The organism is Streptomyces sp. NPDC088766, from assembly GCF_044750845.1.
Lineage (GTDB): Bacteria > Actinomycetota > Actinomycetes > Streptomycetales > Streptomycetaceae > Streptomyces.
Map to the genome: position 1 here is coordinate 297076 of NZ_JBIVKQ010000002.1, position 25269 is coordinate 322344.

23 protein-coding genes and 3 pseudogenes are annotated in these 25269 nt (G+C 74.5%); 11 read left to right on the plus strand and 15 right to left on the minus strand.

The genetic code is table 11. The annotated features are described in order from the left end of the window. Nucleotides 1–4: 4 nt before the first annotated feature. Both ACIP5W_RS04140 and ACIP5W_RS04145 read right to left on the minus strand, forming a co-directional pair. Nucleotides 5–568 (minus strand): TetR/AcrR family transcriptional regulator, encoded by a 564-nt coding sequence (locus ACIP5W_RS04140; protein WP_401466407.1) that lies wholly within the window; start codon nucleotides 566–568, stop codon nucleotides 5–7. Next, nucleotides 565–927: a DUF1304 domain-containing protein gene (locus tag ACIP5W_RS04145; RefSeq protein WP_401466963.1), complete on the minus strand. Its 363-nt coding sequence runs from the start codon at nucleotides 925–927 to the stop codon at nucleotides 565–567. The genes ACIP5W_RS04140 and ACIP5W_RS04145 overlap by 4 nt, the downstream gene beginning before the upstream one ends. 109 nt (nucleotides 928–1036) lie before the next feature. Here ACIP5W_RS04145 and ACIP5W_RS04150 point away from each other — a divergent pair, with 109 nt between their 5' ends. Both ACIP5W_RS04150 and ACIP5W_RS04155 read left to right on the plus strand, forming a co-directional pair. Then, on the plus strand, nucleotides 1037–1501 hold the full coding sequence (locus ACIP5W_RS04150; protein ID WP_401466410.1) for a pyridoxamine 5'-phosphate oxidase family protein: 465 nt from the start codon (nucleotides 1037–1039) through the stop codon (nucleotides 1499–1501). Nucleotides 1502–1570: 69 nt separating this feature from the next. After that, the gene (locus ACIP5W_RS04155) at nucleotides 1571–1963 is read left to right on the plus strand and encodes a VOC family protein (protein WP_401466413.1); all 393 of its coding nucleotides are present in this window, start codon (nucleotides 1571–1573) and stop codon (nucleotides 1961–1963) included. A 63-nt stretch (nucleotides 1964–2026) separates the two neighbouring features. Here ACIP5W_RS04155 and ACIP5W_RS04160 read toward each other — a convergent pair whose 3' ends face one another. After that, nucleotides 2027–2323, minus strand: coding sequence for a DUF4235 domain-containing protein (locus tag ACIP5W_RS04160; protein ID WP_401466416.1), 297 nt, complete (start codon nucleotides 2321–2323; stop codon nucleotides 2027–2029). 57 nt (nucleotides 2324–2380) lie between these two features. After that, complete coding sequence (locus ACIP5W_RS04165) at nucleotides 2381–3400, minus strand: glutathione S-transferase family protein (RefSeq protein ID WP_401466419.1); 1020 nt, start codon at nucleotides 3398–3400, stop codon at nucleotides 2381–2383. 101 nt (nucleotides 3401–3501) lie between these two features. Here ACIP5W_RS04165 and ACIP5W_RS04170 point away from each other — a divergent pair, with 101 nt between their 5' ends. Beyond that, nucleotides 3502–4587: a cation diffusion facilitator family transporter gene (locus ACIP5W_RS04170; protein ID WP_401466422.1), complete on the plus strand. Its 1086-nt coding sequence runs from the start codon at nucleotides 3502–3504 to the stop codon at nucleotides 4585–4587. Nucleotides 4588–4703: 116 nt separating this feature from the next. On the opposite strand, the gene ACIP5W_RS04175 is transcribed toward ACIP5W_RS04170, so the two are convergent. Together ACIP5W_RS04175 and ACIP5W_RS04180 are read right to left on the minus strand one after the other, a co-directional pair. After that, the gene (locus tag ACIP5W_RS04175) at nucleotides 4704–5156 is read right to left on the minus strand and encodes a nitroreductase family deazaflavin-dependent oxidoreductase (protein ID WP_401466425.1); all 453 of its coding nucleotides are present in this window, start codon (nucleotides 5154–5156) and stop codon (nucleotides 4704–4706) included. A 114-nt stretch (nucleotides 5157–5270) separates the two neighbouring features. Continuing rightward, nucleotides 5271–5902 (minus strand): annotated as a pseudogene (locus ACIP5W_RS04180) (LysE family transporter). Here ACIP5W_RS04180 and ACIP5W_RS04185 point away from each other — a divergent pair. Then, nucleotides 5901–6044: pseudogene (locus tag ACIP5W_RS04185) on the plus strand (aldo/keto reductase); the annotation flags it as partial. The pseudogenes ACIP5W_RS04180 and ACIP5W_RS04185 overlap by 2 nt on opposite strands. Before the next feature lie 392 nt (nucleotides 6045–6436). Continuing rightward, nucleotides 6437–8377, plus strand: coding sequence for an RICIN domain-containing protein (locus ACIP5W_RS04190; protein WP_401466428.1), 1941 nt, complete (start codon nucleotides 6437–6439; stop codon nucleotides 8375–8377). 60 nt (nucleotides 8378–8437) lie between these two features. Here ACIP5W_RS04190 and ACIP5W_RS04195 read toward each other — a convergent pair whose 3' ends face one another. Together ACIP5W_RS04195 and ACIP5W_RS04200 are read right to left on the minus strand one after the other, a co-directional pair. Then, nucleotides 8438–9205 (minus strand): DUF4232 domain-containing protein, encoded by a 768-nt coding sequence (locus tag ACIP5W_RS04195; RefSeq protein ID WP_401466431.1) that lies wholly within the window; start codon nucleotides 9203–9205, stop codon nucleotides 8438–8440. A gap of 102 nt (nucleotides 9206–9307) precedes the next feature. Then, nucleotides 9308–11674, minus strand: a complete 2367-nt coding sequence (locus ACIP5W_RS04200; RefSeq protein WP_401466434.1) for a SpoIIE family protein phosphatase — start codon at nucleotides 11672–11674, stop codon at nucleotides 9308–9310. Nucleotides 11675–12079: 405 nt separating this feature from the next. Here ACIP5W_RS04200 and ACIP5W_RS04205 point away from each other — a divergent pair, with 405 nt between their 5' ends. From ACIP5W_RS04205 to ACIP5W_RS04220, 4 genes are all read left to right on the plus strand, one after another. After that, nucleotides 12080–14320, plus strand: a complete 2241-nt coding sequence (locus tag ACIP5W_RS04205; protein ID WP_401466437.1) for a glycoside hydrolase family 9 protein — start codon at nucleotides 12080–12082, stop codon at nucleotides 14318–14320. Between the two features lie 167 nt (nucleotides 14321–14487). Further along, complete coding sequence (locus ACIP5W_RS04210; protein WP_363088026.1) at nucleotides 14488–14733, plus strand: hypothetical protein; 246 nt, start codon at nucleotides 14488–14490, stop codon at nucleotides 14731–14733. A 3-nt stretch (nucleotides 14734–14736) separates the two neighbouring features. After that, nucleotides 14737–15114 carry a toxin Doc gene (locus tag ACIP5W_RS04215; protein WP_356565833.1) on the plus strand — a complete coding sequence of 126 codons (378 nt, stop codon included), beginning with the start codon at nucleotides 14737–14739 and terminating at the stop codon, nucleotides 15112–15114. Between the two features lie 475 nt (nucleotides 15115–15589). Further along, nucleotides 15590–17236: an RICIN domain-containing protein gene (locus tag ACIP5W_RS04220; protein WP_401466441.1), complete on the plus strand. Its 1647-nt coding sequence runs from the start codon at nucleotides 15590–15592 to the stop codon at nucleotides 17234–17236. Between the two features lie 27 nt (nucleotides 17237–17263). Here ACIP5W_RS04220 and ACIP5W_RS04225 read toward each other — a convergent pair whose 3' ends face one another. Then, nucleotides 17264–18433, minus strand: a complete 1170-nt coding sequence (locus ACIP5W_RS04225; protein WP_401466443.1) for a lactate 2-monooxygenase — start codon at nucleotides 18431–18433, stop codon at nucleotides 17264–17266. Nucleotides 18434–18794: 361 nt separating this feature from the next. Here ACIP5W_RS04225 and ACIP5W_RS04230 point away from each other — a divergent pair, with 361 nt between their 5' ends. Next, nucleotides 18795–19226 carry a protease inhibitor gene (locus ACIP5W_RS04230; RefSeq protein ID WP_401466446.1) on the plus strand — a complete coding sequence of 144 codons (432 nt, stop codon included), beginning with the start codon at nucleotides 18795–18797 and terminating at the stop codon, nucleotides 19224–19226. A gap of 170 nt (nucleotides 19227–19396) precedes the next feature. Here the strand turns inward: ACIP5W_RS04230 and ACIP5W_RS04235 are convergent, their stop codons facing one another. From ACIP5W_RS04235 to ACIP5W_RS04260, 6 genes and pseudogenes are all read right to left on the minus strand, one after another. Then, nucleotides 19397–19594, minus strand: coding sequence for a CDGSH iron-sulfur domain-containing protein (locus ACIP5W_RS04235; protein WP_401466449.1), 198 nt, complete (start codon nucleotides 19592–19594; stop codon nucleotides 19397–19399). Continuing rightward, a complete protein-coding gene (locus tag ACIP5W_RS04240) occupies nucleotides 19575–20228 on the minus strand; it encodes a HemK2/MTQ2 family protein methyltransferase (protein WP_401466451.1) in 654 nt (217 codons plus the stop codon). The genes ACIP5W_RS04235 and ACIP5W_RS04240 overlap by 20 nt, the downstream gene beginning before the upstream one ends. Before the next feature lie 21 nt (nucleotides 20229–20249). Then, nucleotides 20250–21257, minus strand: a complete 1008-nt coding sequence (locus ACIP5W_RS04245) for an iron-containing redox enzyme family protein (RefSeq protein ID WP_401466453.1) — start codon at nucleotides 21255–21257, stop codon at nucleotides 20250–20252. 444 nt (nucleotides 21258–21701) lie between these two features. Next, complete coding sequence (locus ACIP5W_RS04250; RefSeq protein ID WP_401466456.1) at nucleotides 21702–21929, minus strand: hypothetical protein; 228 nt, start codon at nucleotides 21927–21929, stop codon at nucleotides 21702–21704. A gap of 63 nt (nucleotides 21930–21992) precedes the next feature. Next, nucleotides 21993–23051 carry a Ppx/GppA family phosphatase gene (locus ACIP5W_RS04255; RefSeq protein ID WP_401466459.1) on the minus strand — a complete coding sequence of 353 codons (1059 nt, stop codon included), beginning with the start codon at nucleotides 23049–23051 and terminating at the stop codon, nucleotides 21993–21995. Nucleotides 23052–23166: 115 nt separating this feature from the next. Beyond that, nucleotides 23167–23383 (minus strand): annotated as a pseudogene (locus ACIP5W_RS04260) (hypothetical protein); the annotation flags it as partial. Between the two features lie 433 nt (nucleotides 23384–23816). On the opposite strand from ACIP5W_RS04260, the gene ACIP5W_RS04265 reads away from it, so the two are divergent. After that, the gene (locus ACIP5W_RS04265; RefSeq protein ID WP_401466462.1) at nucleotides 23817–25229 is read left to right on the plus strand and encodes a S1 family peptidase; all 1413 of its coding nucleotides are present in this window, start codon (nucleotides 23817–23819) and stop codon (nucleotides 25227–25229) included. The last annotated feature ends 40 nt before the right edge of the window (nucleotides 25230–25269 follow it).

Sequence of the window (25269 nt, forward strand, 5' to 3'; positions counted from 1 at the left end):
GGGCTCAGCGGCTCGCGTGCAGGGAGACCAGCAACTGCCACACCTGGTCGGCGATCTCGGCGGGCCCCGCGTCCAGCAGGCCGTGCAGCCAGTCCGCGAGCACCCCGGCGAAGGTCGCGGCGACGGCCGAGGCGACGAGCGGCGCGTCGGCCGCCCCCGCCCGCTCGCGCTCCCGCAGGCTGTACGCCCGCAGGTCCCGGTGCAGCACCCGGCCCAGCGGGCCCCCGCCACCCGGTGTCAACAGGGCGCGGTACAGCGCCGCGTGCGGGGTCAGCGACGCGAAGAACTCCGCGAGCGCCGCGGGGGCGTGCACCGGGTCGGGCCGCCCCCGCCAGGCGTGCAGCGCCTCCACCGCCTCACCCACGACGTCCGCGCAGGCGTCGACGGCGAGGGCCTCCAGGTCGTCGTAGTGGACGTAGAAGGTGGCCCGGCCGACGCCGGCGCGGCGGACCAGCGCGGCGACACCGACCTCCGCCAGCGGCCGCTCCGCGCACTCGTCGAGGAGCGCGGCGCGCAGCCTCGCCCGGGTGCGGGCCGCCCGCGGGTCCTCGGGCTCGCCGCGGGTCACCGCGCGATCAGCACGGCGGTCAGGGCCAGGGCGCCGGGCAGCGCCTGCGCGACCAGGATCCGGCGGTTCGCCGTCACCGCGCCGTAGACGCCCGCGACGATCACGCAGCACAGGAAGAACACCTGCGCCCGGAAGCCGGTCGGGTCACCGGCGACCAGCCCCCAGACCAGGCCTGCCGCCAGGAACCCGTTGTACAGGCCCTGGTTGGCGGCCAGCGCGGCGGTCGCCCGGGCCATCTCCGCGTCGAAGCCGTGGAAGGCGCGCCCCCGCTTCCCCTGCCACAGGAACATCTCCAGCACCAGGATGTAGGCGTGCAGTGCGGCGACCAGCCCCACGAGAACGTCGGCGACGGCTTCCATCGTCTTCCCCATTTCTTGGACAGGTGTCCACTATAGCTGGACGGGTGTCCAAGAAGGCCGGCCGCCGGGGCGCCCTGCGCGGACAGCGGTCCGCGGCCACACTGGGATCATGACCTCAGCACCCGCACGCTCCCCGCGGCAGCGCAAGCACGACACCCTGCACCGGCTGGAACACGACGTCGACGCCTGGGTCGCCACCGCCGCCGAGGACGGCGCGGCCCCCCACCTGATCCCGCTCTCCTACGTCTGGGACGGCGCGACCCTGCTGATCGCCACCCCGGCCGCGAGCCGCACCGGACGGAACCTGCGCGCCACCGGCGTCGCCCGCCTCGGGATCGGTTCCACCCGGGACGTCGTGCTCGTCGAGGGGTCCGTCCTGGCGGTGGAGCCCGCCGACCTGCCGGAGGAGGACGCCGAGATCTTCGCTGCCAAGACCGGCTTCGACCCGCGCGAACTGGCCACGCCCCACCTGTACTTCTACGTCCGGCCGCGCCGGATCCAGGCCTGGCGCGAGACGGACGAACCGGCGGGACGGGAGCTGATGCGGGACGGTGAGTGGCTGGTGGCCGGCTGAATCCGGGGTAACCGCAGGATTCGGGGGCGGCACGGGTCCGCCCCGCCACCTGAACCTCGCGGAGGAGACATGTCACTGGTGAAAGCGGGCACCGTGGTGCTCGACTGCGCCGAGCCCGAGAAGCTCGCCGAGTTCTACGCGGGCCTGCTGGACGCCGAGGTGACCCACGCGTCCGCCAACCTCGTGGAGATCACGGGCGCCGCCGGCACCCGGCTGGGCTTCCGGCGCGACGTCAACGCGACCCTGCCCAGCTGGCCCCGCCCCGAGGCCTCGCTCCAGGCCCACCTCGAGTTCCTGGTGGAGGACCTGGACGAGACGGAACGCCGGATCGTGGGCCTGGCCGGGCGCCCCCTGGAGACGAAGGGCGCCGCCGGCGCGCACGAGGAACGCCAGTACGCCGATCCGGCCGGGCACTCCTTCACCCTGCGCCTGCGGCCGTCCACGGCACCCAAGCAGGACTGAGGGCGGCGCCGCCCCGCGAAGGGGCGGCGCCGCCCCGCGAAGGGGCGGCGCCGGCCGTGTCCGTCAGTCGCGGCCGCTCTTGTCCTTCGCCGGCCACACGCCGGTCGACCGTTCGATGGCCTTCGCGCCCGTACGGTCCGCCGCGCTGCGGACCGCGGCGAAGATCGCCCCCTGGACCGCCGCGGCCAGGATGACCTCCCCCCAGCTGCGGTCCCGGTCCAGGGCGTCCGGCGCGTCGTCCTCGTGACGGACGGCCTTCCAGATCTTGCGGAAGGCCATCCCCGCCAGTGCGCCGCCGGCCCAGCCGAAGACGAATCCGACGGGCTGGTAGACGAGCGGGAGCTTCTGCTTCTTTCCCACGTGTACCTCCTGATGTTCGGGGACGGAAAGTAGGGACGGAAAGGGGTGTGCGGGGGGTCAGGGCCGGCCCTGCGCCGGGACCTCCTCACCCGGCCGTACCGGACCCGGCGGCGTCCCGTCGCCGAACGGCCGCCCGCCGAGCCGCTCCCGGTGGTGCGGGCTCAGCCAGCCGGACAGGTCGGGTCCGAGGGGGACGATCCGGGTCGGGTTGATGCCGGTGTGGACCTGGTGGTGGTGGCGCTTGATGTGATCGAAGTCGACGGTGTCACCGAACCCCGGCGTCTGGAAGAGGTCACGGGCGTACGCCCACAGCACCTCGTTCTCCGTCAGCTTCCACCGGTTGCACTTGAAGTGACCGTGGTACACGGCGTCGAACCGCACCAGCGTGGTGAACAGCCGGATGTCCGCCTCGGTGATCGTGTCGCCGACGAGGTACCGCTGCCCGGCCAGCCGGGTCGCCAGCAGCTCCAGCCGCCGGAAGACCGCCGCGCAGGCCTCCTCGTACTCGCTCTGCCCGTGGGCGAACCCCGCCCGGTACACACCGTTGTCGACGTCCTCGTACACCTCGGCCACGACCGTGTCGATCTCGTCGCGCAGCGGCTCCGGGCAGAGGTCGGGCGCCCCTTCCCGGTGCAGGGCGCTCCACTCCGTGGCGAGGTCGAGGGTGATCCGCCGGTAGTCGTTGGTGACCGGCTTCCCGTCGGTGACGTCCACGATCGCCGGCACGCTCACCCCGCCTGGGTGGTCCTTCGCGCGCCGTTCGTAGGCCTCGGCGAGGAACCGGATGCCGAGCACCGGGTCCCGGCCGCCGGGATCGAGGGTGAAACGCCAGCTGCGGTCGTCCTGGACCGGGCCGGCGACCGCCATCGACAGGGCGTCCTCCAGCCCGAGCAGCCGCCGGGAGATCACGGCGCGGCTCGCCCACGGGCAGGCCCGGCTGACCACCAGGCGGTACCGGCCGGCCGCCACCGGCCACCCGTCGCGGCCGTCCGCGGTGATCCGGTCGGCGAAGTGGCTCTCGGCCCGCTCGAACGCCTCGTGCCCGTAGGCGCTGTTGCCGTCGGCCCGGCCCGCCATGGTTCCTCCCGTTCGTGGTGCGTGCGTACGTCGTCCACCGCGTTCCCCGTTTTCCGCCGCCCGCACGGTATGAGTCGGATCGGCCGGGGCAACCGGCGGAAGTGACCGGTACTTCATCGAAAGCCACGACCGCGGAAGCCGCCACCTCGCAGACGGCGGCCCCGGACGGCACGACCGCGCGGAACACGGGCCCGGACAGCGCGGCGGCCCGAGGGGCGAGCGCGAAGAGCACCGCCGAACCCGCCGCCGACCGCAGTACCCGCGTCACCGTGCTGGTGGCGCTCGCGGCCAATCTGGTCATCGCGGTCGCCAAACTGGTCGGGGGCCTGCTCGCGGGCTCGCCCGCGCTGCTGTCCGAGGCGGCGCACTCCGTCGCCGACAGCCTCAACGAGGTCTTCCTGCTCGCCGCGCTGCGCCGCAGCCGCCGCCCCGCCGACCGCCGGCACCCCTTCGGCTACGGCAAGGAACGCTTCTTCTGGTCGCTCCTCGCGGCCGTGGGCATCTTCGTCATGGGCGGCTGCTTCTCCTTCTTCCAGGGCGTCGAGGCCCTGCACGCCGAAACCGAGGAGAAGTTCAGCGGCTATGTGGCCGGCCTGGCCGTGCTCGGCGTGGCCTTCCTCGCGGAGGGGGCCTCACTGTTGCGGGCCCTGCACCAGGCGCGCCGCCAGGGCGGCACCGAGGGGCTGCGCGACCCGGCCCTGCGCACGGTCCTCGCCGAGGACGGCACCGCGGTGCTCGGCGTCGCCCTCGCCGCGACCGGCATGGCCCTGCACATGGTCACCGGCCAGGTGGTCTGGGAGGCGTCCGCCTCGCTCGCGATCGGCGCGCTCCTCGTCTGCGTCGCCTACGGCCTCGGCCGCGAGGCCCGCGACCAGCTGATCGGCGAGGCCGCCGACCCCGGGACCGCCGGCCGGATCCGCGCCCTGCTGGACGCGCAGCCGGAGATCGACAGCGTGGAGGGACTGTTCACGATGCGCACGGGCGTCGACTCGGCGCTGGTGGCCGCCCGCGTCGACCTGGTGCCGGGGATGGACAGCGAGCGCGTCGAGGAGGTCGCGATGCGCATCAAGCGTTCCCTCGCCGGTGTCGTCCCCGAGGCCGACCAGATCTTCCTCGACGTGACCGACCGCGCCTGCCGGGAGCACGACGAAAGCCCCGCCGCGACGGGGGAGCGCGGCGGGGCCTGACAGTCGACTGCCCGGCACGCAGACGGCCATGCCTGTGGTGGGCAGATTCTTCCCCGGGAGCCCTCCGGCGGACGCCGGCCGTTTTGCCGGCCGGCGTCACTGCGCAGGCCGGAGGATCAGTGCGGCCGGTCGACCGGCTCCAGGACGAACACGGGGATCTCCCGGTCCGTCTTCTCCTGGTACTCGGCGTACTGCGGGAACGCGGCGACCGCGCGCTCCCACCACCGCGCCTTCTCCTCGCCGCTCACCTCACGGGCCCTCATGTCCTGCTTCACCGGCCCGTCCTGGAGCTCCACGCGCGGATCGGCCTTCACGTTGAAGTACCAGACCGGATGCTTGGGGGCCCCGCCCAGCGAGGCGACCGCGGCGTAGTGTCCCTCGTGTTCCACCCGCATCAGGGGCGTCTTGCGGATCTTCCCGCTCCTCGAGCCCACGGTCGTCAGGACGATCACGGGCTTTCCGGTGTCCAGGAGCGTGGTCCCCCGGGTGCCGCCTGAACTCTCGTACAACTCCACCTGCTCGCGCACCCACTGGGTCGGGCTCGGTTCGTACTCGCCCTCGAGAGGCATGGCATCCGTCCCTTCGTCATGTCGTCGACCGGCAACCACCCTCAACACTGGCACCGGCGCGTTTCATCCGCCGCGCGACACACCCCCACCCCACCCCATCCCGCGCCGGCACGGTCAGACCACCATGCGCAGAGCCGGCACGGTCATGACCGCGCTCGACCCGAGCGCGGTCAGCAGCCGCCCCCGGTGGCCGGTCGGGGCCCGGCCCAGCAGGGCGCCGCTCCCGGCGAGCAGCAGCTGCCGGCTCGCGGACGCGGCGAGGGCCGCCGGCACGAACACGCCCTGCTCCGAGGGGCGTACGGCGTCCGCGGTGCCGGTGCCGGTGCCGAGGACGAGTGCCGTGAAGTAGACCACGGTGGTCGGGTTCAGGAGGGTGAGGCCGAACGGGCTCAGCCAGGCCCGCGCCGGGCCCGGTGGGGGAGGGACCGTCCGGGTGGTGAGCAGACGGGCGCGAAAGCGGCGTACGGCCGTCGTCGCGCCCCCGGCCGCGAGGGCCGGCAGCACCAGGGCCGAGGTCCAGCGCGGCGGACCGAGCACGGGGCGCACCGCGGGGCGGCCAGGGCCGAGCCGCCGAGGGTGGCGAGCAGGGCGTAGAGCCTGTCGGCGGTGGCGACGCCGAGCGCGGCGCTCGCACCGGTGCGCAGGGAGGTACGGGCGGTGAGGGCGACGAGGTGGGTCCCGATCGCGCCGACGGGGACGGCGATGCCGTATCCCGCGACCAGGCCGACGTCAGGGGTGACGGCGATGCGGTGCGTGAAGCTCGGTTCGGCGGGTCTGGACGTGTCGCGGATCCGTCTTGGCCGTACGGCCTTCGGACTCCCCGGCCGGGGCACGCGCGAGTGGACCCTCGGTGCGGGCGCGTCCCGGCCGTTCATCCGGCAGGCGCTGTCCGGCGCCCGCCGCATCCGGGACGGAATGCGCCCGCAATTACCTCCCGAAAAGGGACACCATTACCGCGACCGCCCCGAATGGCGATCGCAATTGACGGACTGTCAAAACCATTGCCGCGGTGAGTAATGCGCGAAACCGTGGGATCACTTGTTCTGTCTGGTCCGCCTGTGTCAAGGTGGGGCCTTGTCGGCGCACGGGGAGCCTTTTCCCCGGCTGTGCGCACGAGGCATCCCCGTCCTCACCCCCACACTCCAAAAGAGCCGCACCCGACGGACGTTCGGGATGCCGAACGCCGTGCGCAAGGAACCCCGTCACTGCGAGGGCGGGTTCGTGCGCCCCTTTGGTTTGGTACGGACTTTATGCCGCATGCCCCCGGGAGGAATGCAGCCGTGAAAGACGCAGGCCTGTCGAAAATCTCTTCGGCGCGCCGCTTCGAGGTGACGGACGAACAACTGAGCGCCGAGCTCAAGGACTGGACGGGCGCCTCGCCCGCGTTGCACCCCGTCGGTGAACTGCTGGACCGGCACTGGGAGGCGGCCTTCGCCTACGCGCGGCTGTGCGCCGACGGCGAGCGTGCGGCCGGCATGCTCACCACGGCGGCCTTCACCCGGCTCTTCGGTGAGACCCTTCGCCAGGACGGTCCGACCTCCGCCTGGCGCCCCCACCTTCTGGTCACCGTGCGCCGCATCGCCGCGGAGTGGGACTCCGACGGCCGCCGGGACCTGCTCCACCCCGACCTGCGTGCCGCCGAGGACGACGGCGAACGGCCGGCCGCCCGGCTGCTGCCGCCCGTGCACCGCCGGCTGCTGTCCCGGGCGTTCCGGCGGCTGCCCCAGTCCGCCCGCTGCCTGCTGTGGCACACCGAGATCGAGGCCGAACCCCTCGCCGTCCCGGCCGGGCTGCTCGGCCTCGAGGAGGAGGGCGCCCGCGTCGAACTGCGCCGGGCCCGCGAGCGCCTCCGCGAGGAGTGCCTCCAGGGCCACCATGAACTCGCCGTCGACGAGGACTGCCACCGCTACCACCGGCTTCTCGACGTGACCTGCCGCCGCGGCGGCATCGACGTCGACCCCGACCTGGGCGCCCACCTCGGTCACTGCCGGCACTGCGCGCACACCGCCGACCAGTTGGGCCAGTTCGGCGCGGGCCTCGGCATCGCCCTCGCCGAGGGCGTCCTCGGCTGGGGCGCCGCCGCCTACCTGCGGGCCAGGACGGAACCCTCCACCGACGCCCCCGCGCCACCGCCCCCGCTGCGGCCGGCCTCCGTCGGCGAGGCGTTCACCGACGACACGCCCGCTGCCGCGCCCCCAGCCGGGACGACCGGCACCGACGAGCGCACCGGGGCACCCGCGCCGGGCACGGAACCGCACGCCGGCGCCCCCTCCGGCTCCGGCGGGAACCCCCGCCCCGTCTCCCGCCGTTCGGCCCACAAGGCGGCCCGCCGGGCCCGGCGCCGCAATCTCGCCGTCGCCGTGCTCACCGTCAGCGGGCTGGTCGTCCTCCCGCTGGTCCTGTGGTCGGCGCTGTCCGGCGACGCCGCCCCCTCCGGCGACGACACAGCGGCCACCCCGGCACCCGGCACGGACGCCTCCACCCCCGGCCCGTCCTGGGCGGGCGCGGGCGAGGAGACCCAGGGCACCCTGCGCGGCCGCCTGCACAACGTCGCCTCGGGGCTGTGCATCGGCATCGTCGGCGCGAAGGCCGTGAGGGACGCCGAGACCGAGCTGGCCACCTGCTCCTCGGACGCGGGCCAGCAGTGGTCGTACGAGGGCGACGGGCAGCTGCGCAGCACCGCCGACCCGGATCTCTGCCTCGACTCCCGCCTCGGATACTCGGTGCGGCTGTCGCCCTGCGCGGGCGCCTCGCAGTCCGACGCCAGAAGCGTCCGCTACGACTTCACCCTCCAGGGCACGCTCGTCCCGCGCTCCAACCAGAACCTCGCCCTGGCGCCCGCCGCCACCGACGGCTCCGGCGCCCTCGTCCTGAAGAACCGCACGGACAGCGGCGCCCAGCGCTGGGTGATCGACACCTCGCAGCCGGACCCCCAGATGCAGGTCGTCAACTGGGGCACCGGCAGCGCCCTCTCGGACACCCGGACCTCGACCCCGCCGCCCGCCCCCGAGGCGTCGGAACCCCCGGCCCCCACGCCCGCCCCGGAGCCGGCCCCGACGTCCGCCGCGGCCCCGAGCGCCACCCCCGCCCCCGGAGCCACCGTCTGCGCATACCCCTACGGGACCTACTGCTCGGGCGGCGGCACCCCGGAGTACGGCTACGGCGGTTACGGCCACGGTGGCTCCGGCGACGGAGACTTCGGCTCGGACGGCCGCCGCTGACGGCGCGGTCGCCCGGAGCACCTCCGGGCGCCGCGGTCGTGGACCGGGCCGGACGCGGGGTCAGGGGCCGGTGCCGGGCGCGAGCACGGTGAGCCGTACCGAGGACGCGTTGCCCGCCACGGGGACCTTCCCGCCCGTCCACGGCACCCGCAGCGGGTCCCGCTCGTCGGGCGGGGTCACCACGAGCGTCGTGGGGGTCGCCGCCTCGGCCCCGCTGACCTCCGGGTTGGAGAACGTCAGCCCCGCCCACGCGCTGCGGCCCGGCGCCAGCGTCACGGTGACCGGCCCGGACCCCGGTTCGCGCCGGGGATCGGGGCCCAGTTGCCTGCCGGAGGCGTCCAGGAAGGCGGCGCCGGGGTAGCCGCGCACGGTGCACGTCCGCTCGGAGGCGTTGGTGAGGACGACGGGGAAGTTCTCCTGCCCGGCCCCGGGATCGTTGCGTCCGACGAAAGCACGCAGCTCCGAGGTGTGGCAGCGACCGCCCGCGGCGGACCGGGCGGGGGAGGGGGCGGTGGAGGCGGCGGCCGGCGCCGTGGACACCTGCGCGGACGTCGCCGTCGACGGGGACGGCGGGGACGCAACCGACGCCGACGACACCGACGACGAGGACGCGGGTGCGGACGCGGAGCCCGTACCGTCCGCACCGCCTCCGCCGCAGGCGCTCAGCGACCCCAGCACCGCCAGGGCGCCCGCCGCCAGAACGGCCTGACGCCGACCCCGGCGCGACCGGCGCGCCGGGGACGGGCGAGCCCGTGACGACCGGGCCGGGGACGGGCGTGCCAGGTCCGTGGACGACCGGTCCGCATGCGCCAGAGCCGAATCCGTCATCACTCCACCCTCCGATGCCGCGTCATCCCGCTCCGGGTACCCCGGGCGAGTGCCCGCCGGGGCGCGGCCGACACACCGCTCACCCGTCGGCCCCGACCGCTCTCAGTCGTCCCCGAGCAGTCCCAGCTCCGCCCAGATCGTCTTGCCCTCCGCGTTGTGCCGGCTGCCCCACCGCTGGGTGAGCTGGGCCACCAGCAGCAGCCCCCGGCCGCCCTCGTCGAACGTCTTCGCCCGGCGCAGGTGCGGCGCGGTGTGGCTGGTGTCGGAGACCTCGCAGATCAGGGTGGTCGCGTCGTGGATCAGCCGCAACCGGATGGGCTTGGCGCCGTACCGGATGGCGTTGGTGACCAGCTCGCTGACCACCAGCTCCGCCGTGAACGAGTGCTCGCTCAGTTCCCAGCGCCCGAGCTGCTCAACCACCTGCCTGCGGATCGGTGCGACGAGCGCGGGGTCCGCGGGGATGTCCCAGGTGGCGACCTGCGAGGAGGGCAGCCCGCGGGTGCGGGCGAGCAGCAGGGCCACGTCGTCGGAGGCCCCGCCCTGCGGCAGCAGGGCGTGCAGCACCCGGTCGCAGGTCTCGTCGAGGGAGTCCGAGTACGCGGCGAGGGCCTTGTTCAGCATCCGCAGCCCGGTGTCCGCGTCCCGCTCGCGGGACTCGATCAGGCCGTCCGTGTAGAAGGCCAGCACGCTGCCCTCGGCCAGCTCCAGCTCGGCCGACTCGAAGGGCAGTCCGCCGACCCCCAGGGCGGGACCGGCGGGCAGTTCGACCCGGCGAGGCTCTCCGTCCGGCCGCAGCAGCACCGGCGGGGGGTGCCCGGCCCGTGCGAGCGTGCAGCGCCGGGACACGGGGTCGTACACCGCGTAGAGACAGCTCGCGCCCACTTCGCCGGGGTTGCCCTCGCCGCCGGCCTCCTCCGACAGCCGTACGACGAGGTCGTCGAGGTGGGTGAGCAGCTCGTCGGGGGCCAGGTCGATGTCGGCGAGCGTGCGCACCGCGGTCCGCAGCCGGCCCATCGTGGCGGAGGCCTGGATGCCCTGTCCGACCACGTCCCCGACGACCATGGCGACCCGCATCCCGGACAGCGGGATCACGTCGAACCAGTCGCCGCCCACCCCGGTGCGGGCGGCCGGCAGGTAGCGGGACGCGGCGTCGACGGCGAGGGTGTCCGGCAGGGTGCGGGGGAGCAGGCTGCGCTGCAGGGCGAGGGCCGTGTCCCGTTCGCGGGAGTAGCGGCGTGCGTTGTCGATGCAGACGGCGGCCCGGGCGGTGATCTCCTCGGCGAGCAGCACGTCGTCCGGGGTGAAGGGGTCCGGCCGCCGGTACCGGGTGAAGACCGCCACCCCGAGGGTCACGCCGCGGGCCTTCACGGGTACGGACATCGTGGCGTGGACGCCGAACTCGCGGACCCGCTCACCGCGCAGGGTGTCCCAGGTCAGCCAGGCGTCGAGCCGGTCCCCGGAGGCGACGACGGTGCGTCCCGCCACCAGGGAGTCGGTCTGCGGCGATCCCGCCGGGTACTCCTGGACCTCGCCCGGCTCGGTCACGGCTATCGGACTGCCGGGATCGACCGAGTGGTGAGCGGTGCGGCGCAGGCCGATCGGAGCGGCGAACCGGGCCGGCGGGTCCGCCTCCTCCCACGGGTCCAGCAGGTCGACGCTGACGAAGTCGGCGAGCGCGGGCACACAGACCTGGGCCAGTTCCTGAGCCGTCCGGGTGACGTCGAGGGTGCTGCCGATCCGCACACTCGCCTCGTTGACCAGTTGCAGCCGCGCGCGGGCGAGGTGGTTCTCGGTGAAGTCGTGCGCGGCCAGGCACACCCCGCGCACGCGGCCCGCGGCGTCGGTGACCGGCGCGAACCTGGCCAGCCAGGCGTGCGCGCGCTTCTCGCCGCCGGTGCGCGTGTGGATCTCGACGTCCTTGGCCCGCCCGTCGGCGAGCACCCGGAGCATGTGCCCCTCCAGTTCCGCGCTCTGCGGCCGGCCGCCGATCTCGGAGACCCTCAGCCCCCTGACGCGCTCCTCGGGGAGCCCGATGACCTGGGCCATGGCGTCGTTGATCCGGACCAGCCGCAGCCGCTCGTCGTAGACGGCGACCGCGCACGGCGACTGCGTCAGCGCTGCCGTGGCCAGGACGTCGTCGTGGGAGCGAGCGCCGGCGCGGGGGAGCGGGGTCACGACGAGCCAGGTGGCCGGGGCGCCGGCGCGGGGCGGGCGGTGGTGGGCGAGCAGCCAGACCCGTACGGACCGGCCGTCCCGGTGGCGCAGGGTGAGCGTGCCGTCCCAGCGGGGGGCGGCGGCCGCGGGGAGGTCCCCCTCGGCCAGCAGCTCACCGGCGGGCCGTCCCACGACCTCGGCCGGGGCCCAGCCCAGCAGGGCTCGCGCACCCTCGTTCCAGCCGACGACCGTGCCGGTGTCGTCGATGACCACCCGGGCCGTCGCGGCCTCGTCGAACGGGTACTCCGGGCTCATCGTCGCCACTCCATCGCGGGAACTCACAGTGAACGGGCGCGCCACGTCCGCTCCAGCCTAGACCGTCCGGCTCAGGCGCGGCCCTTCGACCGGGGCAGGCCGTCGGGTGGGCGGACGCCCCGGACCGGACGCCGGTGACCGCCTCCGAAGCCGTCCGCGGCCCCCGGTCCCGGCCCACCCCGACGGGCAGTCGCCCCGGGGAGGTCCAAGAGGCCGTCACCGTCGGCACGCCGGAAAGGAACCGGCCGGATCCGGGCGGGGCGGGCGGGCGTGCCGGCCAAACCGTCCCGTCCTGACCGTTGACGGGGTGTCATGACTGCAACAAACATATCCTCCGACCGTCATTGGGAGCGCTCCCACCGCACTGCTGCCGAGCGTTCCCGCCCCTCCCGGAGGAGCCCGGACGTGAAACGACGCAGAACCACCCTGCTGTCCCTGGCGGCCCTGCTGGGCGCGGCCCTCACCGCGCTGCCCGTGCCGCAGGCCGGGGCCGAGGAGGTCGAGCAGATCAGGAACGGCACCTTCGACGCCGGCGCCGACGCGTGGTGGTCCAGCAACGTCACCGCCGCCCCGTCGGAGGGCCGGCTGTGCGCGGACGTGCCGGGCGGCACCGTCAACCGCTGGGACTCCGCCGTCGGACAGAGCGGCATCACCCTGGTCGCGGGGGAGACCTACCGGTTCTCCTTCAAGGCGTCCGGCGTGCCCGAGGGGCACGTGGTGCGGGCGATCGTCGGCCAGGCCGTCGCGCCGTACGACACCTGGCAGGAGGCGAGCCCGGTGCTGGGCGAGCCGGCCGGGTCGTACTCCTACACCTTCACCTCGCAGGTCGACTCCACCGAGGGCCAGGTGGCCTTCCAGGTCGGCGGCAGCGCCGACCCGTGGCGGTTCTGCCTCGACGACGTGTCCCTGCTGGGCGGAGTGCCGCCGGAGGCGTACGAGCCGGACACCGGGCCGCGGGTGCGCGTCAACCAGGTCGCCTATCTGCCCGCCGGCCCGAAGAACGCCACCCTGGTCACCGACGCCACCGCGAAGCTGCCCTGGGAGCTGAGGAGCGCCGCCGGCGCGACCGTCGCGCGCGGCTGGACCGTGCCGCGCGGCCTCGACGCGTCCTCCGGGCAGAACGTCCACTCCGTCGACTTCGGCGCCTACCGCACCCGTGGCACCGGCTTCACGCTGGTCGTCGACGGCGAGACCAGCCACCCCTTCGACATCGGCACGGCCGCCTACGAACGGCTCCGCCTGGACGCCGTCAAGTACTACTACCCGCAGCGCAGCGGCATCGCGATCCGCAACGACCTGCGGCCCGGCTACGGCAGGGCCGCAGGTCACCTCGGCGTCGCCCCGAACCGGGGCGACACCTCCGTGCCGTGCCAACCGGGCGTGTGCGACTACACCCTCGACGTCTCCGGCGGCTGGTACGACGCCGGCGACCACGGCAAGTACGTCGTGAACGGCGGCATCGCCACCTGGGAGCTGCTCAGCACCCACGAACGCGCCCTGACGGCCCGCACCGGCGACCCGGCGAAGCTCGGCGACGGCACCCTCGCGCTCCCCGAGAGCGGCAACAGGGTGCCGGACGTCCTCGACGAGGCCCGTTGGGAACTGGAGTTCCTGCTGAAGATGCAGGTGCCGGACGGCCGGCCGCTGGCCGGCATGGCCCACCACAAGGTCCACGACGAGCAGTGGACCGGCCTGCCGCTGCTGCCGGCCGACGACCCGCAGAAGCGCGAACTGCACCCGCCCACCACCGCCGCGACCCTGAACCTGGCCGCGACCGCCGCCCAGGCGGCCCGCCTGTACAAGCCCTACGACAGGGCCTTCGCCGCCCGCGCGCTGACCGCCGCCCGCAAGGCCTATGCGGCCGCGCTCGCCCACCCAGCCGTGTACGCCGACCCGGCCGACGGCACCGGCGGCGGCGCCTACAACGACGACGACGTCAGCGACGAGTTCTACTGGGCGGCCGCGGAGCTGTATCTCACCACCGGTGAGGGGCAGTTCGCCGACCACGTCCTGAACTCCCCGGTGCACACGGCCGACGTCTTCGTCCCCAGGGGCTTCGACTGGTCGAGGACCGCCGCCGCGGCCCGCCTCGACCTCGCGACCGTCCCCAGCCGCCTGCCCGGCCGCGACAAGGTGCGCCGCTCGGTGGTCAAGGGCGCGGACGCCTACCTCGCAACGCTGCGCGACCAGGCGTACGGGATGCCGTACGCGCCGGAGGGCAACCGCTACGACTGGGGCTCCGCCCACCAGGTCCTCAACAACGCCGTGGTCGTCGCCACCGCCTACGACATCACCGGCGCCTCGAAGTACCGCGACGGAGCCGTCCAGGCGATGGACAACATCCTCGGCCGCAACGCGCTGAACATCTCCTACGTCACCGGCTACGGCGACGTCGCCGCCCATCAGCAGCACAGCCGCTGGTACGCCCACCAGCTCGACCCCAAGCTGCCGAGTCCTCCGGACGGCACGCTCGCGGGCGGCCCGAACTCCAGCATCCAGGACCCCCTCGCCCAGGCGAAACTGGGCGGCTGCGTCGGGCAGTTCTGCTACATCGACGACATCCAGTCCTGGTCGACGAACGAGACGGCGATCAACTGGAACGCGGCCCTGGCCCGGATGGCCTCCTTCGTGGCCGACCAGGGGTAGCGGCCGGCGGCAAGAGCCGCAGAGGGACCGCTTGCGGCCGAACGGTGTCCGAGCCTGCCCGGAAATGACCGGCGGCAGGATCGCTCGGGCACCGTTCGGTACCGTCTTCCCGCTGGTGTGAACAGGGGATATTTACGAGTAAGTACCCGAGCGGTACCGTGAAGGACATGCCAGCCCTCAACGTGGAATTCAGCGATCGCGAGCTGGAGGACCTGCGGCAGATCGCCAAGGAACGCGGTACGTCGATGAAGGCGCTCGTCCGGGAGGCCGCCGCCGCCGACATAGCCAGGCACCGGGCGCTCCAGGAGGGGGCGGAGGCCTTCCGCAGGTTCTTCGCCACCCACGCCGACGAGTTCGCCGCGGCGTTCCCCGACGACGAGGCGCCCGTCAGGGGCGAGGGGCGGGTCGCCTGACCGATGACACCAGTCATCCACATCGACGTGCCCTGGCTGCTCCAGCGCCACGAAGAGGTCCTGCCGGACCAGCCGACCATCAACGACTTCTCCGCGCTCGTCGCCGCCGTCGCCCGTCACCGGGTCGACCCGCCGCGGCTCGGCGTGGACTCCGACCCGGCCTGGCGGGCCGCCGCGCTGCTGCACACCCTCGCGCTGCTCAAGCCCCTGCCCTCGGCCAACGCCCGCTTCGCCAGCGCGACGGCGGTGGCCTACATGTTCGTCAGCGGCGTCGGCATCGACCCGCCCTACGGCGCCCTCGTCGACCTGACCCGTGACCTGATCGACGGCAAGACCGACGTCTACGGCGCGGCCGACCGGCTGCGTTCCTGGCAGATCTGAGGAAGGGGCCTTCCCGGGCCGCCGGCCGAGGGCGGGAGGAACAGGGCCGGCGGCCGTTTCGCGCGAGGAGAGCCGCCGTCCCGCGCGTGGCCTCCGGGGAAGGGCCGCTCCCAGTCCACTACGCGCCGCGCACGCCGGGAACGTGTGCGCCGCACCGCCGTGTGCGCGTGCTTCACACGGGGCGCACGGCTGCACGGGACCCGGGAAGGCGTGCGGGCGGGGGAGGGGGAGCCGGCGAAAGCGAAACGGCGCACCGGGAGAGCCGGAACCGGCGAAAGCGGGGTGAAAAGGGCGCCACCTGTCGACATCTTTTCAACAGTGGCCGGGAACCTCCGGCGGCTTGTTGCGCGCGACTCGGTTGTGCGAAGGTGAGCCACTCGTGCGGGGGCCGGGGCCGGGTGTCCCGTGTTCGCCGGCGGAGGCGAACACGTGCTCCCGACGCGCCGGACAGGTACGTACCGAAGGAAGCCGCACCGTGCTCACCCCCCAGCCCCCTCGCCCGCCCTACCCCCCGCCCGGCTCGGGACCCGGGGAATCCGACGAGTCCCTCGCCGCGGGGACCCGCGGAGGGACGGACAGCGAGGTGGCCCAGTCCACCGCGATGCTCATCGCGCGGCACTGGCAGCCGGTGCACGACTACGCGGTGATCTGCCTCGCCTCGTCCACCGGCGTCGCCTCCATGGTCACCACCGCCGCCTTCCACCAGGTCCTCGACCGGCTGAAGCTGGGTGAGCCCGGCACCGCGCTGCGCCCCCGCCTCCTGCTCACCGTGCGCGACACCGTCCGCCGGTGGGCCGCCGACGAGTCGCTCTCCGGAGCCCTGCCCGACCTCGGGAAGCCGGCCGGCGCCCGGGGGATGAAGGCCGCCACGTCCCTGACCCCCGAGAACCGGCTGCTCACGGAACGCGCCTTCGAGGCCCTGCCCCCGGTCGCCCGCTGCGTGCTCTGGCACATCGAGGTCGAGGCCGAGCGCGTCACCGTCGCCGCCGGCCTGCTCGGCATGGACACCGACACCGTGACCGGCGTCCACGAACAGGCCCGGGAGAAGCTGCGCGAGGGGTGCGTCCGCGCCCACCGGGACCTCGCACCCAGCAAGGAATGCCGGTTCTACAACCGTCTCCTCGACGTGCCCATAGGCCGCGGCGGCGAGCTCCTGCCGGACGTCCGCCGGCACCTGGACGCCTGCCGCTACTGCCGTGCCGCGGCGGAACAGCTCGGCCACTTCGAGGGCGGCCTGGGCATCCTGCTCGCCGAGGCGGTCCTGGGCTGGGGAGCCCGCCGCTACGTCGAGTCCCGGCCCGGCCGCGCCGACCGGCAGCCCGTGCGCCTGCGCGGCTCCGCCCGGCACCGCGGCGGCCGCCCCCGCGGCACGCGCCGCGCCGCCGCGCTGTTCACCCGCACCCCCTCGCCCGGCCGCCGCGAACCCGGCGCCGGCCCGCGCTCCCCACGAGCCCTGTTCACGGGCGTGGGCCTCGCCGGTGCCGGTCTGCTCACCACCCTGCTCGCCGCCGGCCTGTGGACCGACGACGGCACCGCCGGCCCGGACGCCTCCCCGGTCGGCGGCACGGCCTCCTCCGACGCCGGGTCCCAGGCCGCCCCCACGGTCCCCTCGGGCCCCGGCACCGCCCAACTCCCCGACGCGCCGCGGCAGACCCGGCTGCGCAACCTCGCCGCCGACCTGTGCCTGGACGTCCGGGACGAGGTGAGGGCGGGCGCCGCCCTGGAGCTGGCGGACTGCTCGAACGACCGCTCCCAGCAGTGGTCGTACGAGGAGGACGGGCAGCTGCGCAGCCTGGCCGAGCCGCAGCTGTGCGTGGACTCCCACGCGGACGCCGGCGTCGTCATCCTCGAGGCGTGCACGGGCGCCGACGCCCCGCGCGCCGACGACGTCCGCTACGACCTCACGCCGCGGGGGGAGTTGCTGCCCCGCTGGAGCGACTCCCTCGCCCTCGCCCCGGCCGGCGCGGACCCCGGTGCGGACGTCGTCGTCAAGGTCCGCGACCGCTCCGACGGACAGCGCTGGCAGACCGACGCGATCCCGGCCGCCACCGGCTCGCTGTCGATCACCGGCACCGAACCGCCCGCGGCGCGGCCCGTCGAACTGCCGGACGACACCGCCTGAGCGCCGGGCCCGCCGGACCACCGGCCGTCACCCGGCGTCCTCCTCCAGGTCCGCCGGGCCGACGGTCGCCGGCCCGGTGTGACCGGACAGGGCCAGCGTGAGGTCCAGTTCGGCCAGCAGACAGCGGATCACATGCTCCACGCCGGGCTGTCCGTCCAGGCCGAGACCGTAGACGTACGGGCGGCCCAGGAGCACCGCCCGGGCGCCGAGCGCGAGCGCCTTGAACACGTCGGCGCCGCCGCGCACCCCGCTGTCGAACAGCACGCCCAGCCGGTCGCCGACCGCCGCCGCGACCCGCGGCAGCGCGTCGGCGGCGGCGACCGAACCCGCCACCTGCCGCCCGCCGTGGTTGGAGACCACCACGCCGTCCATGCCGGCGTCGGCGGCCAGCCGGGCGTCGTCCGGATGCAGCACGCCCTTCAGCACGATGGGCCCGTCCCAGTGCTCCCGCAGGAACGCCAGGTCCGGCCAGGTCCTGCCGGGGTCCGCGAACAGGTTCACGAAGTGCATCACCGCCGCGTCCGGGTCCTCCTGCACCGGCCTGGCCAGACCCGCCCGGAACGCCGGATCGCTGAAGTAGTTGGCGGTGCCCGCCCCGTGCAGGAACGGCAGGTACGCCCGGTCGAGGTCCCGCGGCCGCCAGGCGAGCAGCGGAGTGTCCAGGGTGACGACCAGCACCGAGAAACCCGACGCCCGCGCCCGGCCCAGGAAACTCCGCACCACCTCACGGTCCTTGGACCAGTACAGCTGGAACCAGCGCTCGGCGTCCCCCATCGCGGCCGCGACCTCCTCCATCGGCGTGCTCGACGCCGACGACAGGATGAACGGCACGCCCTGCGCGGCGGCGGCCCGCGCCGCCGCCGGCTCGGCCTGCGGATGCATGACCGACAGCACGCCCACCGGCGCCAGGGCCACCGGCGCGGGCAGTGAGCGGCCGAACACCTCCACCGACAGATCGCGCTCGGCGACGTCCCGCAGCATCCGCGGCACGATCCGGCGGCGCTCCAGGGCCGCCCGGTTGGCGCGGGCGGTGCTGCCGTCACCCGCGCCGCCCGCCACATAGCCCACCGGTCCGGGACCGAGCCGCCGCTCGGTCAGCTCCTCCAGCCGGCCCAGGTCGGTGGGCAGCCGGGGCACCGCGCCCGTCATGCCGTTCAGATAGATCTCGTACTGGAAGTCCGCCCAGTGCCTGGCCATCCGTACGCCCCGCCTCTCGTCGTCGAGCCGCGCTCCACGGCGACCATACCGGCCGGTAGCACAGGAGCGGCCGCCCTCTCGCGGAGGAGGCGCGCCGCTTCACGGGGAATGTTTCCGGACGATTGACGGGCCTACGGAAACCGGACACCCCGACCGGCGAAGGGATCATGAAGCGCTTGCCCCGGCGGTTGGAACGTTCGAATTCCGTTACTTCACGCCACTGATTCAATACGCAAGGTTACTGAAACCCGTGGGGTCGATGTGAGTTCCGGCGGCGGAGTCGGCAGACTCGCGCTCGCCGCGTTCGGCACCGACCGAGTCGGACCGGCACACCCCCGAAACGAGCGGAAGGATGCACACAATGCGGAACACCGCGCGCTGGGCAGCGACCCTCGGCCTCACGGCCACCGCAGTCTGCGGACCCCTCACCGGGTCCGCGCTCGCCGCCCCGGCCGCCCCGGCCTCGCTCTACGCCCCGTCGGCCCTGGTGCTGACCCTCGGGCACGGAGAGAGCGCCGCCGCCGTCAGCCCGGCCCGTGCCGTCACCCTCACCTGCGCGCCGGGACCCTCCGGCAGCCATCCCGCCCCTGCCCTGGCCTGCGCCGAACTGCGGGCGACGGGCGGCGACCTCGAGGTGCTGGCCGACCCGGGTGACGTCTGGTGCACCAGGCAGTACGACCCGGTGGTCATCACCGTCGACGGCGTCTGGCAGGGCCGGCGCGTCTCCTACGAGCGCACCTTCTCCAACGAGTGCGTGAAGAACTCCTCCGGGAGTGCCCTCTTCGCGTTCTGAGACCGGGCTCGCGTGGCTCCGTGGGCAATGCGAACGGCTCGTGACGTGGGGAGTGCGAGCCACTGACACGGACAGCCACGGCGATCCCGCGGCAGGGGCCGGCGGGCGGAGTGGGGCCGCCCGCCGGGCCCTGGCACATGGGTGCGCGAAGTCCCGCGGAGCGGGCCGGTTCAGGCCCGGTCGCGGTGACTCGTGTCGCACCACGGGTAGCGGCGGCTGCGCCGACAGGTGCACAGGGCGACCCGGAAGCGGTCGGAGACGACCGTGGAACCGTCCTCCAGTTCCACCTCGACGGGCCCCTCGACGAGCAGGGGCCCCTTGCGCTGCACACCGATCCGGCGCGGCCGGTCAGCGGGGGAGTTCGGCACGGACGACCACCAGTTCCTCGTTGTTCTCGTCACCGGACAGCAGGCCCCGCCGCCGCAGCCACTCCTCCCGGGAGCGCAGGACCGGCCCGAACGGAATGCGGCGCCTGCGCGTCACGGACGCCTTCAGGTCCGCCGCGCACAGATGCCGGACGGTCCGGTCCGGATCGCTCAGCGCGGAGTGCACCAGCAGCAGCACCCCGCCCGGCCGCAGCAGCCCCGGCGCCTCGCGGCAGATCCGGTCCAGCACCAGCCGGCCGTCGCCGCCCGCGTCCCAGGCGCGGGCCGGTCCGCGCGGCGCGCGCCCGCCGGTCGGAGCGGGTACGTAGGGCGGGTTGGCCAGGACCAGGTCGAAGGTCCGGTCGCGCACCGGTTCGAAGAGGTTCCCGCGCAGCACGCGCACCGGCAGCCCGGCCCGCCGGGCGTTCCAGCGGGCGGCGTACACCGCTCGCCGCGACACGTCGACGGCGGTCACACGGGTCCCGAGCCGCGCGGCCTCCAGGGCCAGCGCGCCGGAGCCGGTGCCGACGTCGAGGACGTCGGCACCCGGCGGCAGAGGTTCTTCGGACAGCGCCCCGGCCAGCAGGTCGGTGTCCTCCTGAGGGGCGTACACGCCCGGAAGCACCAGCGGATTCACGCCCGCCGAGTACCCCGACAATCAAGAAATATGAGCCATTTCGGAATGGAGGGGAGTGCGCAGCGAGGAACGGCCGGCACGCCAGGAGGTGAGCAGCCGTGCAGCCAGCCGGTCCTCCAGCAAGGTGGTGACGCCTATGCCGAACGCCACGTCGGCGGCCAGATGCGGCTCCTCGTCGAGGAGACCGCCGATCACGTCGTGCCGTACGACCTGCTCGTGCACCGCGTCCGCCTCGACGTGCTCGTCGTAGAAGTGCGCGGCGGCCGGGCCGGCGTCCGTGCGGCGCATCGCCTCCGCGAGCCGCCGGGAACCCGGCGAGGAGGTGATCTCCACCGTCGCGAAGTGGCCGACCAGCGCACCGCGCAGACCACGGTGCAGGCCGAGCAGCGACATGACGTTGACCGTGGCCAGCGTCTCGGCGCACGCGGCGTCCAGGTAGCGGCCGTACGTGGTGTCCAGGCCGAGGTCCGTCATCAGGTCAGCGAACAACCGCGCGTGCACCCGGTCGGGGCGGCCGCCGCCGTACTCGTCGAACTCCACCGCCGCCATCCCCGCCTTGGCGCGCCCCCACAGCCTCGGCAGCACCCAGGCGTGCGGGTCGGCCTCCTTGAGGTGGTAGAGGGAGCGCTGGGCCGCGTACTCGCGCAGCTGCCACAACTCGCCCTCGTCACACAGGAAATGGGAGACGCCGCTGCCGTCCACCGGCTCGACCAGCAGTTCCGCGAGCGCGTCCTCGACGCTGTCGTGAACCGGCGTGTCGGCGCGCAGGGCGGTCAGGAAGCGGTGCTCGAGCGCGGCGCGCAGCCGCAGCAGGTCGGGATCCCACTCCAGGCCGGCGCTCACCCCGGCGAAGCCGCGGTAGTGCAGCTCGTAGCAGAGGTAGAGGGCCAGCTGGAGGTCGTCACCGTACGCGGGCGCACCCGCCACCGCCCCGGCGGGCGGCAGGGGGCCCGCGCCCCGCAGATACTCCCGGACAGCCGCGGAGACGGGGCCGCGGGCGGCGGGCAGCCGTGGTCCTTCGTGTGCCATGAGCGCCGGGTACCCCCCTGGCCGCCGGTCACCCACCCGGGCGACCGGGCCGACCGGGCCGACCGGGCCCGGAGGGATACCCGGCACTGCCGGCACCCGGGGCCCGGAGCCGCCCCCGGCCACCTCGACGACGAGCGGGGCCGGGACCGGTCGCACCGTACGGGGCGGGCGGTGGCCGCCGACCTGGCCGGGGTCGCGCGGGCGCTCGCCCGGCGGCCCCTGGGGGCGCCGCCCGGCTGAGCCGCCACCGGGCCCGCCGGCCGAGCCCGCCGGCCGAGCCCGCCGGCCGAGCCGGCCAGGTCGCCACCGCCGGGCCGACCCCGTGGGGTCGGCCGTCGGCCGGAGCCGTCGGCCGGAGCCGTCGGGCCGACCCTCCGGCCCGCCAGGGCCGAGCCCCGGACCCGCCCCGGGGCGTCGCCCGGCGGCTCCGGCCCCACGGCGCCGTCAGTCCTCGCGGGACTCCTCCTGGGCTTGGGTGTTCGGGGTGATGGCCTCGGCGGCCTCACCCCGGCCGCGGCGGGTCTCCCGCTCCTCGTCGGTGCGGCGCTCGGCCTCCTCTATCTCCCGCAGCACCTCTTCGAGCGCGGTCCGGGGCGGGTCCCGCCGGTCCTTGCCGACGTCTTGCTCCTTGTGTTCGTGCCGGTCCCCGGGGTGCTTGGCGTCCTCTGACATGGACGGCTCCCTTCCTCTCGATGCCGGGCCGCGTGCTTCCGCGCGGTCTCCGGCCGGTTTCGGTCAGTTCGTGGCGGCGGCGGCCGCGACCCGCAAGGGCACCAACTCCACGGGCGTCAACTCCACGGGCGTCAACTCCACGGGCGTCAACTCCACGGGCGCCGGCTCCTCGGAGCGCCGGATCACCTCCGCCCACCAGGACGAGCCGTCCTCGATGTGCCGCAGCAGGACGCCCTCGCGGATCGCCCACGGGCAGACGGTGACCGTCCTGAGGCCGATCAGCTTCATCGCCGTGTGCCCGACCACCGCGCCGGCCAGGCTCTGCGCGGCGCGCGGCGCGGAGATGCCGGGCAGTTCGGCACGCGCCGCGGCGGGCAGCTGCGCCAGCCGGATCACCGCCTCGCCCAGATCGGCGGAGTTCAGCGTGCGGGCGACGAACGGGCCGTGGCGGCCGGGCGGCGCCCCGCACAACCGGGCCAGCTGCTGGAACGTACGGGAGGTGACCACTGCGGTGCGCGGCCCCTCCCAGCGGATCCGGGCGGCCACGTCCCGGAGCTGGTGGCGGACCTTGCGGCGCAGCTCGCGCACCCGGTGCGAGGGCGGCGGGTCCTGGTCCGCGAAGAACTCGTGGGTCAGCCGTCCGGCCCCCAGCGGCAACGACGCCACGAAGTCCGGCAGCCGGCCCCGCCCGAACGCCACCTCGAAGGAGCCGCCGCCGATGTCCATCAGCGCGAGCGGCCCCGCCCGCCAGCCCATCCAGCGCCGCGCCCCGAGGAACGTCAGCTCGGCCTCCACCTCGCCGGGCAGGGTGCACAGCGGGACACCGCTGCGCGCGGTGACCGTGCGCAGCACCTCCCGCCGGTTCGGGGCGTTGCGCACCATGGCCGTCGCGAAGGCCAGCGGGCTCGTCGCGCCCCAGTGGGCCGCCGTACGGTTCGCGGCGGCGACCGCGTCGACCAGGTACTCGATCGCCTCGTCGGGTATGGGTTCGCCCGGCTTGACCCGTTCGGACAGCCGCAGCCGCCACTTCGCCGTGTGCACCGGCAGCGGTACGCCGTCCTGCGCGTCCGCCACCACCAGCCGCACGGTGGTGGATCCCACGTCCAGCACGCTGATTCTCATGGCCGGGCGAGTACCCGGCGGGGCCGCCCCCTACGTCGCGCCGCGGCTGCCGACTTCCTCACACGGACGCCGCGGGCGCCGGGGACCGCGCGGCCCGACGACGGGTGCCGCCGCCTCAGGCCGGCTGCCGCCGCACCAGTTCGCGCAGCCGGCCGCCGGTGTCCGCGAGCAACTGGGACGGCGACCCTGCCGTCCTCCATGACCACGACCCGGTCGGCGTCCAGCACCGTCGACACGAATGCGCCGGTCAGCGAGGTCACCGAGGTGAGGAGCATCGTCATCGACGTGTTGAAGGTGAGGAAGTCCGCCGCAGACAGCGCGCCACGCGTCGGAAGGACGTCGACCGCTGCACCGCCGTCCTCGGCAGGAGGGTCTCCCCGGGCCGCCGAGACGGCGGCCGCCGTCAGGACCTTCCCCGACGGTCCGCCGCCCCCCTGGGGGCCGACTCCGTCGGCCAGGGCGGACACAGGGTCGCCCGGTCTTCCTCCCGCGCTGCCACGGACAGCCTCGGCGTGCGCGCCCGGGGCGCGAAGCAGGCGGAAAGGACCCTGTCGGCCTCGGCGGTCGTCATCGACGTGCGGGCGGTTGCTCCCGGTCGGCGGTCCCGGGCTCCGGTCATGGCCGATTCACGGGTTCGCAAAGGAAGTTGGCAAACGGCGTTGAACACACCGCGCTCCTCCTGCGTACCCATCGGCAACCAGGCGCCGCTGTACGGAGCTGCCGCCCCCGGCAGCCGGACCCCGTCCCCCCAGGAGGTCGAGTTTCTTGAGTCACAAGCGAATTCCGAAGCGCAAGGCCGCGATAGCACTGGGCGGTGTCGCTGCGCTCGGAGCGGCGGCACTCCTGCTCCCGCACGCCAACGCCTCCCAGGACGGCGGCGACACGGCCGCCGCGGCACCGAAGACCCTGAAGGCGGCGGACGCCTCGGACCTCGCCTCCCAGCTGCAGAACCTCCTCGGCGAAGCCTTCGCGGGCTCGTACTACGACACCGGCAGCAAGCAGCTCGTCGTCAACGTCGTCGACGTCTCCGGTGACCGGAACAACGTCATCGTCCAGGCCGAGAAGGCCGGCGCGAAGATACGCGAGGTCGAGAACAGCACCGCCGAACTCGAGGCCGCCGCCAAGACCCTCAAGGCCGACGCCACCATCCCGGGCACCGCCTGGGCGGTCGACCCGCGGACCAACAAGATCCTCGTCACCGCCGACTCCACCGTCACCGGCGGCAAGTGGGACCGGCTGGAGTCGACCGTCCGCGGCCTCGGCGACGGAACGGCCACCATCAAGAAGTCGGCCGGCACCTTCAAGACCTTCGCCTCGGGCGGCGACGCCATCTTCGCCGGCGGCGCACGCTGCTCGCTCGGCTTCAACGTCACCGCGGGAGACGGCTCCCCGGCCTTCCTGACGGCCGGTCACTGCGGGGTCGCGGCCGAGGCCTGGTCCGACTCCGAGGCCGGCGAGCCCATCGCCACCGTCGACCAGGCCGTCTTCCCCGGCAACGGCGACTTCGCACTCGTGAAGTACGACGACCCGGCCACGGTCGCACCCAGCGAGGTCGATCTCGGCCAGCAGACCGTCCAGATCTCGCAGGCCGCCGACGCGACCGTCGGCACCCAGGTCTTCCGGATGGGCAGCACCACCGGCCTCGCCGACGGACAGGTCCTCGGTCTCGACGCCACCGTCAACTACCCCGAGGGCACCGTCACGGGCCTCATCCAGACCGACGTGTGCGCCGAGCCCGGCGACAGCGGCGGCTCGCTGTTCACGCAGGACGGCCTCGCGATCGGCCTGACCTCCGGCGGCAGCGGCGACTGCACGGCCGGCGGCGAGACCTTCTTCCAGCCGGTGACCACCGCCCTGGAGGCGGTCGGTGCGACCCTCGGCGACGGCGGGGCCGGCGCCGGGGTCGGTGCCGACGACGGCGTCGGCGGCGAGGAGGCCGGCGCGGGTGCCGACGCGGGCGCGGATGCCGGCGCCGGTGACGGGGCCGACGCGGGTGCCGGTGCCGCTGAGGAGGCCGGCGGTGACGCCGGTGCCGGTGACGGCGCCGCTGAGGAGGCCGGTCAGGCAGCGGGCGGCCAGGACGCCGGCGGTGATGCCGGTGCCGACGCCGGTGTCGGTGCCGAGGGCCACAACGGCGGCGGCGTCCAGGACGACTCCGGGCTGACCGAGACCCACTGACGCACCGCTCGACCCGGTCACAGCACCAGCACCGTTCTCC